Annotated in this window: 14 protein-coding genes; all 14 read right to left on the minus strand. The window is 46.3% G+C overall.

What is annotated here, in order from left to right; all coding sequences use genetic code 11:
* Window positions 1-8: 8 nt before the first annotated feature.
* A complete protein-coding gene (locus tag NQ502_RS03385; RefSeq protein ID WP_028529486.1) occupies window positions 9-857 on the minus strand; it encodes a carbohydrate ABC transporter permease in 849 nt (282 codons plus the stop codon).
* Window positions 858-1781, minus strand: coding sequence for a carbohydrate ABC transporter permease (locus tag NQ502_RS03390; RefSeq protein WP_049898316.1), 924 nt, complete (start codon window positions 1779-1781; stop codon window positions 858-860).
* A gap of 70 nt (window positions 1782-1851) precedes the next feature.
* A complete protein-coding gene (locus tag NQ502_RS03395; protein ID WP_044983446.1) occupies window positions 1852-3231 on the minus strand; it encodes an ABC transporter substrate-binding protein in 1380 nt (459 codons plus the stop codon).
* 13 nt (window positions 3232-3244) lie between these two features.
* A complete protein-coding gene (locus NQ502_RS03400) occupies window positions 3245-4423 on the minus strand; it encodes a trans-sulfuration enzyme family protein (RefSeq protein WP_341349429.1) in 1179 nt (392 codons plus the stop codon).
* A gap of 180 nt (window positions 4424-4603) precedes the next feature.
* Window positions 4604-5413, minus strand: coding sequence for a hypothetical protein (locus NQ502_RS03405; RefSeq protein WP_028529482.1), 810 nt, complete (start codon window positions 5411-5413; stop codon window positions 4604-4606).
* Entirely contained in the window at window positions 5407-6105 is a 699-nt protein-coding gene (locus NQ502_RS03410; protein WP_028529481.1) for an ABC transporter ATP-binding protein, read from the minus strand. Before NQ502_RS03410 ends, NQ502_RS03405 begins: the two co-directional genes overlap by 7 nt.
* Complete coding sequence (locus tag NQ502_RS03415) at window positions 6102-6473, minus strand: GntR family transcriptional regulator (RefSeq protein WP_028529480.1); 372 nt, start codon at window positions 6471-6473, stop codon at window positions 6102-6104. Before NQ502_RS03415 ends, NQ502_RS03410 begins: the two co-directional genes overlap by 4 nt.
* Window positions 6474-6859: 386 nt before the next feature.
* Entirely contained in the window at window positions 6860-7738 is an 879-nt protein-coding gene (locus tag NQ502_RS03420; protein WP_028530016.1) for a methylenetetrahydrofolate reductase, read from the minus strand.
* A 28-nt stretch (window positions 7739-7766) separates the two neighbouring features.
* Entirely contained in the window at window positions 7767-8771 is a 1005-nt protein-coding gene (locus NQ502_RS03425) for a sugar ABC transporter substrate-binding protein (protein ID WP_028530015.1), read from the minus strand.
* A 62-nt stretch (window positions 8772-8833) separates the two neighbouring features.
* Window positions 8834-9796 carry an ABC transporter permease gene (locus tag NQ502_RS03430; RefSeq protein ID WP_028530014.1) on the minus strand — a complete coding sequence of 321 codons (963 nt, stop codon included), beginning with the start codon at window positions 9794-9796 and terminating at the stop codon, window positions 8834-8836.
* Window positions 9796-11304: a sugar ABC transporter ATP-binding protein gene (locus NQ502_RS03435; RefSeq protein ID WP_044983581.1), complete on the minus strand. Its 1509-nt coding sequence runs from the start codon at window positions 11302-11304 to the stop codon at window positions 9796-9798. Before NQ502_RS03435 ends, NQ502_RS03430 begins: the two co-directional genes overlap by 1 nt.
* Before the next feature lie 209 nt (window positions 11305-11513).
* Entirely contained in the window at window positions 11514-12407 is an 894-nt protein-coding gene (locus NQ502_RS03440) for a flavin reductase family protein (RefSeq protein ID WP_028530012.1), read from the minus strand.
* Window positions 12408-12425: 18 nt separating this feature from the next.
* Window positions 12426-13430, minus strand: a complete 1005-nt coding sequence (locus tag NQ502_RS03445) for a Gfo/Idh/MocA family protein (protein WP_028530011.1) — start codon at window positions 13428-13430, stop codon at window positions 12426-12428.
* A gap of 123 nt (window positions 13431-13553) precedes the next feature.
* Window positions 13554-15770 (minus strand): extracellular solute-binding protein, encoded by a 2217-nt coding sequence (locus NQ502_RS03450; RefSeq protein WP_028530010.1) that lies wholly within the window; start codon window positions 15768-15770, stop codon window positions 13554-13556.
* Window positions 15771-15785 lie beyond the last annotated feature (15 nt).

Raw genomic sequence — 15785 nt, forward strand, 5'->3', positions numbered from 1 at the left:
TTTCGGGCTTACTCTTTTACAGAACCTGCTGTCAGCCCTTCCACCACGTATTTCTGCACGATCATAAACATGACCGCCGTCGGAACCAGTGCAAGCATTCCTCCTGCCATCATGGCTCCCCATTTCACATTGTTTTTGCCGATCAGGCTCTTAAGCCCAACCGGTATCGTCCATGCCGACGGCTCACTTGTAAAAATAATACCTGCAATCAGTTCATTCCACGCCCCGATAAACGCAAATACAAACACTGCGACGATTCCCGGAAACATGACCGGTAAGATCACCTTCCGCAGGCTTCTCATCCTGGAACACCCATCTACCATCGCGGCCTCTTCCAGCGAATAAGGTATCCCCTCAAAAAAGCTTCTCATTGTTATCACACAGAACGGCAGATTCGTGATCACATAAAAAATCCACAGTCCAAGATGCGGAACATTTGCAATAATCCCCATTTTTGCATAGACGGTATACAGTGGAATAATCACCAGTATTCCAGGCACCATCTGGGTAATCAGAAAAAATAACAGCATCGGGGTCTTCCCACGGAATCTGTAACGTGCCAGTCCATATCCGCCGAAAATGGAAAGAATCGTTACCGCGACAGCAGTCGATACCGACAGTATGATGCTGTTTCTGAGAAAGTCACCATAGCTGAAGATCTTAAATAGATCCCGGTAATTATCCAGCGTGAACGTGTGTGGAAAATAAGTGACCAGCTGTGTATTAATGATTTCCTCATGCGGTTTAAAAGATGTAATGGCCATCCAGTAAATCGGCAGCATCACAAACAGAAGGAAAAAGCTCAGGATAAATACCCGTAAAACGACTGCCGCACCTCTCTTTTGTCTACTGCTCATCTACATCCCCTCCTCATAATTTGTCACTTTCAGAAATACCAGCGTGTATAGCATCAGTGCTGTCATCAACAGTACCCCGATCGCAGATGCGAACCCAAAATCGTAACCTGAGAATGCCCTCGTGTACATATAAGTCGGCAATGTCATGGAATAATTGGCGGGGCCTCCATTCGTTATTACAACGATCAAATCAAAGGAATTTAAAATCCAGATCGTTCTTAGCAGCAATGTCATAATAATCGTTGGTTTGATATAGGGTACCGTGATCCGGAAGAACTTCTTTACCGCGCCTGCACCGTCAATACTCGCAGCCTCAAAAATATCTGACGGAATTGACTGCAGTGCAGCCAGAATCATAATTGCAAAGAAGGGAACGCCGATCCAGATCATGGCAAGTATGACCACAAACAATGAATATCCCGGTGTTCCCAGCCAGGCTATATTCTTATCTATCATGCCAAGCTTCATCAAGAGATCATTGACTACCCCATACTCTCCGTTGAACGACCACCGAAACATTAAACCGACTACAAAAGCCGAGAATGCCCACGGCAGAAAGACGATGGACTGATAAATCCCGCGTCCCCTGAATTTTTTCCAGAGTGCCAGAGCAAGTGCCATCCCAAGAAGAAACTGCCCTGCAACCGAGCAAAACACATAGATCACCGTGTTTTTCAGTATCAGCCCCAGATTCTCATCCGAAAACAGTTTCCTGAAATTATCAAGCCCGTTAAAATGAATATCTGCAGATCCCAGTTTATACTGCTGAAACGCCATAATAAAACTGTTTACCAGCGGAACCGCAAACACAATGAGCAGCAGAACCAATACCGGCATTAAAAGAGTATATGGTTCCATCATCCTTTTTGTGTGATTCCACCCTCTTTTATGAGCCGGTATTTTCCGGGTGCTTTTTTGCGCCATTTGAATACCTCCTTTTACGAATACAGCTTCCTGCAACAGGAAGCTGTATAATTAAAATCCAATTGTAGCTTTACTGCATCGTTTTTGGAGTGTCTACAACCGCACCCTCATTCTCATCCAGATACGTTTTCATCCGTTCCTCCAGCAATCCGCAGATCGTATCAAGCGCAGTCTCAGCGTCCTGCTCGCCCAGAAGATATTTCTGTATCTCCTCGTAAAGAGGTCCCTGCTGTAAATCTGTACTGTCGAACGGACCATATCCAGTCGGAACTACCATATTCGGATTGTTCAGCTGTTCCACAAATGCAGCATATATGCCGTCTTCCCCATATAACGGGTCATCTCCGACTTCTTTCATTACCGGAATCATGCCGACCTGTTTGCAGTACTCGATATTGTTCTCCGGCTGTGACAAATATTCAATCACCTTCCAGGCGGCTTCCCGGTTGCTGCAGTCTTTTGAGATCGTATAAGAATACGGAGCATTCACTGTATTATAGATCTTTCCGTCTTTTGTACTGGATGGTATCGGAAGTACCGTCCATTTGCTGTCGTCCATACTGTTCTGGCAGGACACTACAACTTCGGAATCATTGTTCAGTGTTCCCGTAAGGCCTCCGCAGAAATTGTCTACCATTTCCACAAATCCCCAGTTAATGGATTCTTCCGGGGCATACCCCTCTTTATACATACTCGTAAATTTTTCAAAGGCTTCCAGACATTCATCCGAATTGAGGAGACAATTTCCCTCCTCGTCGTAAGTACGTCCCCCTGTAAACCCCTGCAGATAAGTCATGATGACATCAAAAGCGCCTCTTGTCCCGCGATAGGTCATCCCATACTGTTTCTTGTCTGCATTTGTCAGCTTCTCGATCACTTCAAAATAATCATCATATGTCCAGTCTCTGAGATCTTCGATATTGATTCCAGCTTCCTCACACCAGTCCTTTCTGATATAAATGCCTTTTACCATCATACCGTCCGGTACAGTATAGATATTGCCATACATCTCTTTCTGATTTGCCCAGACAATCTTTGTTACAGTATCTGCAAACTTATCCTCCTGCCCGCTCAGATATTCATCCAGCGGAAGAATCCATTCGGAAGACGTGAACTGTCCGAGCCAGTTGTCCTGAGCCGTCACAATATCCGGCAGGGAATTGGACGTAGCCATAACCATGATCTTATTCGCCGCATCCTCAAGTGGGGTGCTTTCATATGTAATCTCGATTCCCATGTCTTCTTTTACTCTTGAAAATACATCTTCAAAATATGCCTGCCGCACATCACTCGGTGAAGTATCCAGGAAACGCAGTGACACCGTTTCACTTTCTCCCGCTTTACCCGTACCTTCGTTCTGACTACCGTCTTTTCCGCATCCCGCCAGCAGACTGATTCCTAAACATCCTGCCAATACCCATGCTGCCGCTTTTTTCATACCTTCTTTCATATTCTGCCTCCTTTTAGTTTCCAATGACCTCTAACGCCTGCTGTAAATCCTCCAGAAGATTCTCTGTTCCTTCCAGCCCGCAATGCATGCGAATCAACCCCCTTTCAATATTAAGAAAATCCAGTTCCTCCTGTTCCAAATAGTATAACGGTACCATGGCCAGACTTTCAAAGCCCCCCCATGAACACCCTTTTCTGAACAGCTTCAGAGCATCTACAAATCTCAGCGAATCATCCGCCGGTGCATTCAGTTCCAGGCTCATCAGTCCTGAACTCCCGCTCTGCTGCTTCTGTATCAGCTCAAACTGAGGATGGGATTTTAAACCGGGATAATAAACTCTCTTTACTTTCGGATGACCTTCCAGATATTCTGCCACTGCCTGTGCTGTCTCCTGATGTCTTCTCATCCTGAGATCCAGCGTGCGCATACCTCTGATCACAAGCCAGGATTCCATAGGTCCGATGACTCCCCCAAGCCATTCCCGGATCTGATTCATGATCCTGCGCATAAGTTCTTCATCCTTGGAAACCAGTACTCCTCCCATCAGGTCACTGTGTCCCCCCAGGTACTTCGTCAATGTGTGCATAACGATATCAATTCCGTAGTCGAGCGGCTTTTGAAATAATGGCGTGCAGTATGTATTGTCTATATATGTTTTCACCCGATGGCGTCCGGCTAATTCCGCAATCGCCCTCAGGTCCACAACGGTATATATGAAGGTCGCAGGACTCTCAAGAATGATCAATGCCGTGTCTTTCCTGATCGCAGCTTCCATTTCATTCAAATCCGTCCCCTTTAAATAAGTGACCTTCATATGCAGTTTGGGAATACAATAGAAATTCAGGAAACGTTTTACCGGCTGGTAAACATCCTTCATGCAGATAATATGGCTTCCCGCCTCACAAACTGCCAGAATAGCCGCCGAAGCCGCCGCCATTCCGCTGGAAAACATAACAGCCCGTGAACCGTGTTCAAGTTCTGCAATCTTTTCTTCTGCAATACTGGTGGTTGGATTAGACGCACGTCCATAATAAAATTGATTTTTTTCAAACACATCCACGTCATGATATTCCTCAAAAGTGTCGAATACGTGCAGGGAATTCATAAAAATCGGAGGCGTTACCGCATTCAGATAGGACTTTTCATCCTCCCCGGCGCGTTCCAGTATCAGCATGTCATCTTTTCTGTTCACAAATGATTCTCCTTTCTGCTCACCCTGCCACCCTATGGTTCGGTGGTTCGGTGGTATTACCACATCTTTATAAGAAGTATAGCAATACAATATTCAGATGTCAAGACAAAAAAACAGAATTCGAAAAATAAAACTTTTTCGAATTCTGCCAACTGATATTCTGTATTCAATTAGTCCCTGCTACTGAAGATTCAATCTCTTCGTCATAATGTATTTTGTGACGAAATATCCTGCTACCATAAATACGATGATGATGATCAGGCTGACCAACATGGTCGTATCCATTACCTCCAGTGCATTTGCATGAAGCGAAACGGAATTGGCTTCAACCTCGCTCTTAACTGCAAATGCCTTGTAGCTGGTAAGTCCCATTGTAATCGTTGCAATGATCTGCTGAACCGTACTGATCGCAACAAACGCGCCCACGGCACCGAGCACTTTATGTCCGGAAAGCAGGTTTCCCACTGCAACTGACACATACATCTCGATAACGATCGCAAATGGCGCCAGTACCAGGGAAATCAGAGTGAGCCATACGCCTAATGAAGCATCTCCGCTGAACAGAAATCTGAACGCTTCATGAATGATCGTCCCCATATCACGGAATACTTCCCCGTTTGCTACCAGAATCAGGACTGCTGCAATTACAATCATGAAATCAAGTACTTCCCAGATGACTCCCACCAGTCCTTTGGAAACCATAATCTGCTGCGGCGTTACGGGAAGTGTGTTAGTCAGATAACCCTGATCCGTAAACACACTCTTATAGAACCGGAATCCCACAAAAATCATGGTAAAGATCACTGCGGTAAAAATCACCATAACACTGAGCATGATCATCAGCCCTACCAGCAGGGAGTCACTTTCCAGTCCTCCGCTCACTGCCAGAGAGATTCTGGTGAGAATTGCGAATAAAAGCACTATGCCATGAACAACCAGCAGGGTTCTGGATGCGGATTTCCACTCATGTTTCAATAATTTCCCTAACATCTGAACACCTCCCTGAATAACTCATCTACCGATTTTCCCTGTTTTACCCGAATGTCATCGACATCCGTCTGCATACGGATATGCCCCTCCTGAATGAAGATCACTTCGTCCAGAATGTTTTCCACGTCAGAGATCAGGTGTGTAGATATTAAAATCGTTGCATTTTCATCGTAGTTGTTGATGATCGTATCCAGAATATAGTCTCTTGCCGCTGGATCAACACCTGCGATCGGTTCATCCAGGCAATAGAGCTTCGCTCTTCTGCTCATGACCAGTATCAGCTGCACCTTTTCTCTGGTGCCTTTTGAAAGTGTCTTGATCCTCGCAGAAGGATCGATGGATAAACGTTCCAGCATTCCCATCGCACGGCTTCTGTCAAAGTCCTCGTAGAAGTCCACGAAAAAATCAATGGCATCCGAAACCCTCTGATTTTCATCCAGATATGTCCTTTCCGGAAGATAGGAAACGATCTTTTTTGTCTCCACTCCCGGAACATTTCCATCAATCTGCAGTGTACCTTCCGACGGCGCCAGCAGGTCATTGATCAGTTTAATCAAAGTCGTCTTTCCGCTTCCATTCGGACCGAGCAGACCGATGATTCTTCCGGATTCCAGGGTGAGTTCTACATGATCCAGCGCCAGTTTCTGGCCATACCGTTTTGACAGCCCCCGGCATTCTAAAATTGTACTCATTTTTTTCCCTCCTCCAGGGTCTTCTGAATTAATTTAAGGATCTCTTCTTTCTTAAACCCCATCTGATTCATCTTTTCCATAAACTCTTTGATCTGTGCTGCTGCCAGATCTTCCCTCATCTTTTCTATCATATGCCCATCCTCTGTTATGAATCTCCCGCTGGTCCGTTCTGAATGAACAAGACCGCTTCTCTCCAGTTCTGACATTGCCTTTTGCATCGTGTTCGGATTGACTCCCGCTTCAACTGCCATTTCCCTCACAGACGGTAGTTTATCACCCGCTTTATAACAGCCAGCGATAATAGCGAGTTCCACACGCTCCACCAGCTGGGCGTAAATCGGCCGTCCGGAATCCAGTTTCCATGCCATTCTTTCACCTCCTGTATTATTGTACTGTTGTACTAAGTTCTTAATACAATAATACATCTAAGCTGCCTGATTGTCAACAGGAATTTTATTTTTTTTGCACAGCGAAGTTACTATTCACAGCTGATATGGATATATAGACAGACTCGTCATGCTTACATGTAAGAGGATGACTGTACATCCATATCAAGCCTGCGAAGCAGGAACTCCACCCACATAAGCAGTCTTAGCTCCGTAAGGAGCGAGACTGGAGCCTCAAAGGGGCGACGAATGCGCATGTGGGTGGTGGGCTGTGAATAGTAACACAGCAAAGAAGACGCCAGTTCCGCAGTGGATACTGGCGCCTCCTTCAAAAAGAAGCGTATCTATAATTATTATTGGTGAACGTATTAATTCTTATGCTGCGTCCGGATTCCTGCCATATTGATAATGTCCGTCACAGCTTCCCATTTGTTCAATGCATAGATATGAAGTCCGTCAATTCCGGCATTCATATATTCAAAGATCTGATTTACGGTATATTCCATGCCTGCTTTACGGAATCCCTCGGGATCATCATAATATTTGCTGATGATACGCGCAAGCTCTTTCGGGATCGAGCATCCGTTCATGGACAGTGCCATCCGGATCGTCGCATCCTTGTTCAGCACCGGCATCAATCCAATATCAATCGGAAGATGTACGCCGGCTTTTTGAATCTTATCTCTCCACACCTCGAACGCTTTCACGTCGAAGCACAGCTGAGTCATCATATAGTCAGCCCCGGCATCCTGTTTGATCTTCAGATGTGCAATATCTTCTTCCTCAGTCGGACACTGAATATGTTTTTCGGGATCTCCTGCCATCGCAATCGTGAATTTATCTCCGAATTCTTCCCGGATATAAGACACAAGGTCACTGGCATAATGAAAGTCGCCCCGTGTGCCTTCCCAGCCCGCCGGCAAATCGCCGCGCAGTGCCAGGATATGGTTTACCCCCAGCTCCAGATAGTGATCCAACTGTTCCTTCACACCTTCTCTGGTATTTCCGATGCATGTGAAATGTGTTACCGCAATAGATTTTCCCGAATCCTGAATCGCCTTGCACACTTCAACATTCCGCCCTACGTTTGTACCGCCTGCTCCATAAGTACAGCTGATAAAATCAGGCTGAAATTCATACAGGTGAGACAGTGTATCCAGAAGCGGTTCCATCGGCTGCTCCGGCTTGGGAGGAAATACTTCGAATGAGAAACTCATTCTTTCCTTCATAATGTCTACAATGCTCATGTTACTTCATTCTCTCTTTCCGTCTGTTTTATTCGGTATCAACATTATCTTTTGTGATCATTACGAATGGTACATACTCGTCTTCAATCTTTTCTCCTCCGGCTACGCGAAAACTGCAGTCTGCAGAAGCCTTTCCGATCGCAACAGCATCCTGTTTCAGGGAGCCCGCCATTGTACCTGCCTTGATCTCTGCTCTTGCATCATCTGTAGCGTCAAGACCCAGCACGATGGTACCTTCAATGCCGGCGCCTTTCAGTGCTTCAATCGCACCGAGTGCCATCTGGTCATTGGAAGAAACTACTGCATCAAATTCCGGGAACTTCTGGATCCAGTCCTCCATGATACGAAGTCCCTCTGTCCTCAGATAGTCACCGTCCTGAGCCGCCAAAAGCTCATAATCAAAGCCTGCGTCGTCCAGCGTATCAATAAAGCCGTTGTAACGGTCTGTGGAGTGATTCAGTCCGGCTGTTCCCTGCAGATACAGGATTTTCGCACCCGGTTCACAGTTTTCCATTACATACTCTGCATGCATTTTACCCGCTTCCAGATTCTCCGGACCAACATAGGTATATTCACCGCTGTTTGCCTTGATCGCACTGCAGATTACCGGAATTCCCGCTGCATTTGCCGCCTCTACCGCCGGTCCTGCCGCATCTGCGTCTGCCGGCTGCAGAACGATCACGTCAACCTGCTGTGCGATAAAGTTCTCAACAGCCTGAATCTGCAGGTTGGCATCGGAGTTTCCATCCGCTGTCACTACCTTGCAATCCGGATACGTCTGTGCTACATAATCCTGAAATGCGGTACATACTGATTTACACCATACATCACTGTCTGCCAGCGTGATAAAGCCAAATGTATACGCCCCGCCTTCCTCTGATCCACCTTCTTCATCCTGTGCATCCGTGTTTTCGGCTGCCTGCGTATCACTGTTAGTTGCCGCCGCATCTTCTCCGCCTTTACCGGAACCACATCCGATCAGGCTTGCACCAATCAAACTCATCGCCATAAGTAATGCTAACATCTTTTTCATCCTAAAATACCTCCTGTTTTTACTTTTTGTTTTGTTTTTTGTTTTCAACCCCTGTATAAAATCTAAGCTTTCGCTTTTGATTTACGAACTCTTACATCGATAATAACTGCAATACATACGATGATACCCTGAACGATTTTCTGCCAGTATGATGAAATATTCTGCAGATTCATAAAGTTCTTAATGATACCGATGATACAGGAACCGATCAGTGTTCCCGGTATATTTCCGATGCCGCCTGACATCGAAGTACCGCCGACAATAACAGCCGTGATGGCATCCATCTCATATGTCTCACCTGCGATCGGCTGTCCGGAATTCATACGAGCCGTCAGGAGTACCCCCGCAAGACCCGCCATCAGTCCGGAAAATGCGCAGGCAAAAAACTTGATCATGCGTGTACTGATACCGGAGGCATTTGCAGCATCCTGATTGCCTCCCACTGCATATATGTAGCGTCCCGTCTTCGTCTGGTTTAAGATCGTCCATGTGATAATCAGAGCAACCACCATGACGAGAACCGAAACCGGAACCGGACCGATATTCCCCTGTCCGATCCATGTATACTTTTCTCCCAGCTGAGAGATCGGTACACCATCCGTAAACACAAAGACAGCTCCACGCGCCATCATCATCGTGGCAAGTGTTGTGATAAAAGGCGGAATATCAAATAATACGAGAATTCCACCGTTGACAGCTCCGCAGAGAAGCCCTACCACCAGGCCCACAAGAATTGCCAGCGGAGCGTTTCCTGTGTTTACGACCACAGATGCAGAAACACATCCTGCCAATGCCAGTACAGAACCAACTGAAAGGTCGATCAGTCCGGCAATGATCATCAGCTGCTCGCCGCATGCCAGAATCGTGATGACCACAATCTGTCTGGAGACATTCGTGATGTTGACCACCGATAAAAAGTTTTTGTTCGTGACCGACATCAGCAGGAACATCAGAACAAACAGAAGAAAAATCCCGTATTTACTGTAAAAATTTGCGAGATTAAATTGTTTTGATTTTGTATTCATTAGTTATTCCCTCCTACTGCAAACGACATGATATACTCCTGAGAAAACTCATTTCTCGGCACTTCACCGGTGATATGCCCTTCGCTCATTATGATCGCCCGGTCACAGATTCCTATAATTTCCGGAAGATCAGAAGATATCATCACGATTCCAACTCCCTGTTCTGCGAGGTCACACATGATCTTATAAATCTCATACCTCGCGCCTACGTCAATGCCCCGTGTCGGCTCATCCATGATCAGCACTTTTGGCTTATGCAGCAGCCATTTCGCAATGACGATCTTCTGCTGATTGCCGCCGCTTAAGGATCCCGCCGGTGTATCCAGCGTCGGTGTCTTAATATTCAGGGTCTCTTTCATTTCCGTGGAATCCGCTTTTTCCTTCTTCTTATTGATAAACTCTGCTTTCGCATAGCTATTCAGGTTCGGCAGAGCAATATTTTCACCGACAGAACGGCACAGCACCAGACCTTCCCCTTTCCGGTCTTCCGATACCATCATGATGCCAGCGTGGATCGCATCCCGGGTTTTTGTGACGTTGAGCGGTTTTCCCTCATACAAGATTTCACCGCTGTCCAACTGGTCCAGTCCAAAGACAGTCCTGAATACCTCTGTCCGTCCGGCTCCAACCAGTCCGGCCATTCCCAGTATCTCACCCTTGCGCAGCGAAAGATTAATGTTTTCAAAGGAACCTTTTTTATTCAGATTCTTGAGTTCCAGCACAATCTCACCCGGAACTGCCGTTTTAACCGGATAGACGTCTTTCATCTCCCGTCCAACCATTTTGGTAATAATCTGATCCTTTGTCAAATCCTGAACTTTATGTGTAGAAATCAGCTGACCGTCCCGCAAAATGGACGCGTCATCCCCAATTTCCATAATTTCATCCATCTTATGCGTGATATAGATGATGCTGATCCCGGAATCCCTGAGACGGTTCACCTGTTTAAACAGGGTTCGCACCTCACCTTCCGTGATTGAAGAAGTCGGCTCATCCATGATCACGACTTTTGCATTCATCGATACCGCTTTGATAATCTCGATGATCTGCATATCAGACACTGTCAGCTCGCGCATCTTTGTCCTGGCTTTGTAGCCAAATCCAAATTCATCGATCAGTTGCTGTGCATCTGAATACAGTTTCTTCCAGTCAATAAATCTACTCTTTTTCTGAGGTTCACGTCCGAGGAAAATATTTTCTGCTATCGTCAGATCTCTTACCGGACTCAACTCCTGGTGGATCGTCGCTATGCCTTTTTCTCTCATCAGTTTCGGTGAAGCATGCGTGATCTTTTCACCGAACATGAATATTTCACCTTCATCGGCGCTGTAAATCCCATTGATGATTTTGATCAGTGTCGATTTACCTGCTCCGTTTTCCCCTACCAAAACATGAACTTTTCCCTTTTCCACAGCAAAACTCACATCACTCAAAGCCTTGACACCAGGAAATGATTTTGATATGTGCCGCAGTTCAAGTGCAGGCGTCGTGTTTTCTTTTCCCTCCATCCAAATCTTCCTTTCTCATCCCCCAAATACCGCGGGGAGATAACCATTTTTTTACTGTCCGAAGAATCCCCGCAGGAGGACTCTCCGGAGAGAAGAGTATTAGGTTTATGTCAAGAAACCACCAGTATTTTTAATGCTCTGATATCGGTAACCGTTGGTTTCTTTCTTCCCATGATTTCATGTATCCTTTCTCTAAAAGTCCCGGGCAGTTAGTCAACTTTTCTCCAGCATACGTCTCTGAGCATATCTGTCAGTTCATCTTTCACTGCTTTATTTTTCACAGGATCCGGATTCATCAGCCACAGTTTGTTAAGCTCCAGAAGTTTTTCATGTTCTTTCTTTGAGATACGGCCTCTTTCTTCTTCACTTTCCATCCATGTGGAGAAGTTACCGATCCAGCGTTTCTTATCACCCAGATTGTCATCTGTACGATGTCTCTTTTTCATTTTCAGACGACCGTAGTTCAGACGAGGAGTATCACCTGTGATGGAGCACTCATACACAAGGTCAGCTCCGGCCAGTCCCGGCTCGTCTTCGATCTTCATGTCGCGTTCCAGAAGGTCTTTCTGAACGTGGCATCCCACAACTTTACCGATATACAGTGTGTTGTTGCTCAGAGGATATCTGTCAAGAATCTTAACTTCCAGGTTAGACACACATTCCATGATACATGGCGGTGCTACTTTCTTAGATTCAAATGGTGTCAGTTTTGCAACATCCAGTTCACTGATACCGTGAGGAATCGGCATACCCGTGATCCAGCTTTCCTGCATCAGTTCGAATGGGTAGTAGCTGATGACACACTCCTGGTTGATGTCCAGATTTCTTCTTGTCTGGCGTCTGTTATGTACATCAAAGCAGTAGTACCACGCGCAATCGGATGGTTCGCCCCACATAGCAGTTCCCATACTGATCGGTGCAACGTTTACATTTCCGTGAGCATCCAGCGTATTGACAAAGTAGCATGCTACCGGCGGCTGAATCCATCTGTGGCTGAATCCATAGTCCTCATATTTTGTGAGGATGTCACCCATATCAAATTTGTCTTTCGCTTCAATATCTGCATAAATCTCAGTGATATCAAAGTATTTTTGTTTTTTCATGGTAAGATTTCTCCTTTTTCATATTTCCTGCGGGTATTTCAGTCCCCACTGTTCCCTCACAGTATCCATGATTTTCATAACACCGAGTGTCTCGGCAAGCGGGAGGATATCACTTTCCTTCTTGCCCTGCTGCAGGCAGCGCATTGCTTCTTCCGCCTCGTACCGGTATCCGGGTCCGTCAATCGGAATGTTGATTTCTTCCACGATCGTCGGATCATCAGTCAGCTTGGATTCTGCCTCCAGTCTCACTGTGTCAGCATTCATGAAAGCTTTTTTCAGGCGGATCACACCTTCGTCTCCCACGATCCATGCTTCCTGCGGCGTCTCTGCCAGCATCGTACAGCTTAAGATTGCGATCTCATTTCCCGGATAGCGCATCGTGATTACCGACTGTTCATCCACCTCTGTATCTCCGATTGCTGCCAGACTCTTGATCTGGGCAGGCTCATATCCCAATACCATAGAAGCAAAGGAAATGGCATATACACCCAGCTCCATCATTGCTCCGCCGCCGGCTTTGCGGTCAAACTGCCGTGTCGTGTGATCCTCAAACAGGAATCCGTTATCTGCTCTCACGTATTTTACTTTTCCGACGCGGCCTTCTCTCAGCCACTGTCTGATTGTCTTCACTACCGGAAGGAATCTGCTCCACATGGCTTCCATAAGGAACAGATCTGCTTCCCGGGCCGCCTGAATCATTTCTTCTGTCTCCTTTGCATTCAGTGCAAAAGGTTTTTCACATACAACCGGTTTTCCTGCCTTGAAGCAGTCCAGTACCATCTGCTTATGTGCCGGATTCAGGATTGAAACATACACAATATCAATTTCCTTATCTGCCAGAAACTCTTCATAGCTTCCGTAAGCCTTTTTGATACCGTGCCTTTTTGCAAACTCCCGTGCCTCTTCCAGTGAAGTCTTCGATGCGACCGCTTCCAGAACTGCAGCATCCGTATACGTCAGACCCTCTGCAAATCTTTCTGCTACCCATCCTGGCCCCACCAGACCCCAACGAACTTTACTCATTATCTGCCTCCTTATATATTTTTGAAACATAAAGAGCCTGTTATCATTGTTTCTGCAACAATCATAACAAGCCCCTTAAGCTGTCACAATATTTTTACCCGTCATAAACAGCGAATTGTTTTATTAAAACGTTTCAAAACTGTTTTCAATCATTTTTAATACTTTTTCTTCTGCCTCAGACAGCAATTCTTCTGTTTCACGGTTCGAATTCAAAGCCTCTATCAGCATCTCTCCCAACACATTATCCACTGCTTCCGGCAGTATCTGTTTGCCGTCTGCCGCTATCACCTTGTCTCTGGAACCGCCGTTTGCAAACGATTGACTGACCAGATCCATCCATGGATATTTCAGCCGCAGCCCCGTATGATTGTAGACTGCATATGTCGGAATACATCCATTCATGCGCATATTGGCGATACTCATCTCATCGCTGATCATCCAGCGCAGATATTCACACGCCTCCCTGATATTGTGAGATTTGTTGTTGATCCCCATACAGTAACCGCCCAGCATAGACTTCCCCTTGGGGACCCGTGTTACGCCGAGAAGATGGGCACATGTCTGTTCTTTATATTTCTGCGGATTGTAATGCGAAGCATATCCCATGACCATAGCCACTTCTCCGTGGAGTATCGCTGAGAACATTTCATCATCCATCGTCTCATATTGTGTCTCCCGCTTGCAAAAACGGTAAGTCTCCCTGAGGTTATTAAGCGCGCGGACATTTCCATCCTGGCTCAGCACAACATCCCCCCACCGGTCTACCACAGTCCCGTTAAAAGCCCATTGCCTCGGGTAGAATTCCGATACCAGGCTAAGCTTATCCGCGCTGTTAATCGTCGTTCCATATTCAAACGGTGAATCCGGGTTGAACTCTCTGGTAAAAAACTCACAGATCATGTTGTATTCTTTCCAGCTTCTGGGAAGCGCCAGCGGCACCCCGTACTGTCCCTGAAATGCAGCTTTCGTGTCCAGATCCTCGAACCAGTCTTTTCGATAGTAAATTGCCTGTATGCTTGATATCACCGGCAGCACACAGCGTCGTTTATCATAGGGCGAAAAGCTCTTGCGGATCACCTCCGGATACTGCTTAAGCATATCCTGTCCAAGATCCCTCCTCAGCTCATACAGAAACTCCTGGCTGGTGTAATGCGGAAGCCACGGCTTATCGATCATCACAATATCATAGTTGCACACCGGACTTGCCATCTCCCGGTCGAGCGCTTCCTTCAATTCTGCATATGATTTTTTGTCATATGTCACGTGCAGATTACTCCCCGCGTCGACAGCAACCGATAATTTTTCCAGAACGTCAGTCGCTTCGCTGTCCAGTGCCAGAACCTTCAGTTCCTTTTTAGAGTCTGATACATAAACCTCGGTCTTTTTCTCAGGTGGCTTGCGCTTCAGGTAAAACGTCTGGATATCCCCCTGGTGTTCCTCCTGTTCCGCAATCATCTGTCCCGCCTTCATGCCGGCCATGATCATGTCACGTTTGATCGTATGAATGTTTTTATATACATTGTGCATATTCCAGCCGTCGTCCGCCAGCGCATAGATCTGAACCTCCTGCTTCAGCATCTCGGCCACCTCATAAGTGACCCTGGCAAGCCCCAGCGTCGACGTCAGAACACACCGGATTCCATCTTTTCTCGCAACAAACTGTTCATAAACTTTTTTAAAGGATTCGTCACATTCACTGCTGACTGCAATAATATTTTCCTCCATGCCCTGCCCTGACTGCAAAAAACCGCGCCGGAAGTCCTCGTCTGAAGTGTAATATCCCTTTCTGTGCAGCAGAAGTATCTCCTCCGGTTTCCATTTTCCCTGAAACTCCTGCACCTGATGGCGAATCAGCGTTGCATTGTCAAAGACGACATAGTTGCAGTCTATTCCTTCCAGTCTCCGCTCAACCACAACGAGCGGTATTTTTCTTTTTTCAATCTCTTTATATACACTGCTCGCCTGCGGCCTTGCCGGAACTGCAATAATTCCTGAAACTCCCATATCCAGGTATGACTGCAGCATATCCTGCTCCAGCAGATAATCATTTCCTGTCAGCTTCAGTATCGGATAATACTGTTTGCCCTCAAAAATCTTGCACATTCCAAAATAAATATCCTGATACGGAGACTCCAGCTCCGGAAGCAAAACGCCGATCAGTTTTGTTTTCCCTTTCTTCAGATTCTGCGCATTGTAGTTCGGCCGGTAATTCAGTTCCCTCACTGCCTCCTGCACCAGTCTGTATTTTTCACTTTCTGCGGATACCTTGCCGTTGAGTACGTTGGATACTGTAGCGATCGATACACCTGCCAGCTTTGCCACATCCTTTATCGTTGCCATTATCTGCCAACTCCC

This window comes from Ruminococcus gauvreauii, assembly GCF_025151995.1.
Taxonomy (GTDB): domain Bacteria; phylum Bacillota; class Clostridia; order Lachnospirales; family Lachnospiraceae; genus Ruminococcus_G; species Ruminococcus_G gauvreauii.

Excerpts from the sequence above, each read along its gene's own strand:
- NQ502_RS03385 (WP_028529486.1), bottom strand. The coding sequence starts at position 857 with ATGAGCAGTAGACAAAAGAGAGGTGCGGCAGTCGTTTTACGGGTATTT.
- NQ502_RS03445 (WP_028530011.1), bottom strand. The coding sequence starts at position 13,430 with ATGAGTAAAGTTCGTTGGGGTCTGGTGGGGCCAGGATGGGTAGCAGAA.
- NQ502_RS03395 (WP_044983446.1), bottom strand. The coding sequence starts at position 3,231 with ATGAAAGAAGGTATGAAAAAAGCGGCAGCATGGGTATTGGCAGGATGT.
- NQ502_RS03415 (WP_028529480.1), bottom strand. The coding sequence starts at position 6,473 with ATGGCATGGAAACTGGATTCCGGACGGCCGATTTACGCCCAGCTGGTG.
- NQ502_RS03405 (WP_028529482.1), bottom strand. The coding sequence starts at position 5,413 with ATGTTAGGGAAATTATTGAAACATGAGTGGAAATCCGCATCCAGAACC.
- NQ502_RS03450 (WP_028530010.1), bottom strand. The coding sequence starts at position 15,770 with ATGGCAACGATAAAGGATGTGGCAAAGCTGGCAGGTGTATCGATCGCT.
- NQ502_RS03410 (WP_028529481.1), bottom strand. The coding sequence starts at position 6,105 with ATGAGTACAATTTTAGAATGCCGGGGGCTGTCAAAACGGTATGGCCAG.
- NQ502_RS03435 (WP_044983581.1), bottom strand. The coding sequence starts at position 11,304 with ATGGAGGGAAAAGAAAACACGACGCCTGCACTTGAACTGCGGCACATA.
- NQ502_RS03425 (WP_028530015.1), bottom strand. The coding sequence starts at position 8,771 with ATGAAAAAGATGTTAGCATTACTTATGGCGATGAGTTTGATTGGTGCA.
- NQ502_RS03390 (WP_049898316.1), bottom strand. The coding sequence starts at position 1,781 with ATGGCGCAAAAAAGCACCCGGAAAATACCGGCTCATAAAAGAGGGTGG.
- NQ502_RS03440 (WP_028530012.1), bottom strand. The coding sequence starts at position 12,407 with ATGAAAAAACAAAAATACTTTGATATCACTGAGATTTATGCAGATATT.
- NQ502_RS03430 (WP_028530014.1), bottom strand. The coding sequence starts at position 9,796 with ATGAATACAAAATCAAAACAATTTAATCTCGCAAATTTTTACAGTAAA.
- NQ502_RS03420 (WP_028530016.1), bottom strand. The coding sequence starts at position 7,738 with ATGAGCATTGTAGACATTATGAAGGAAAGAATGAGTTTCTCATTCGAA.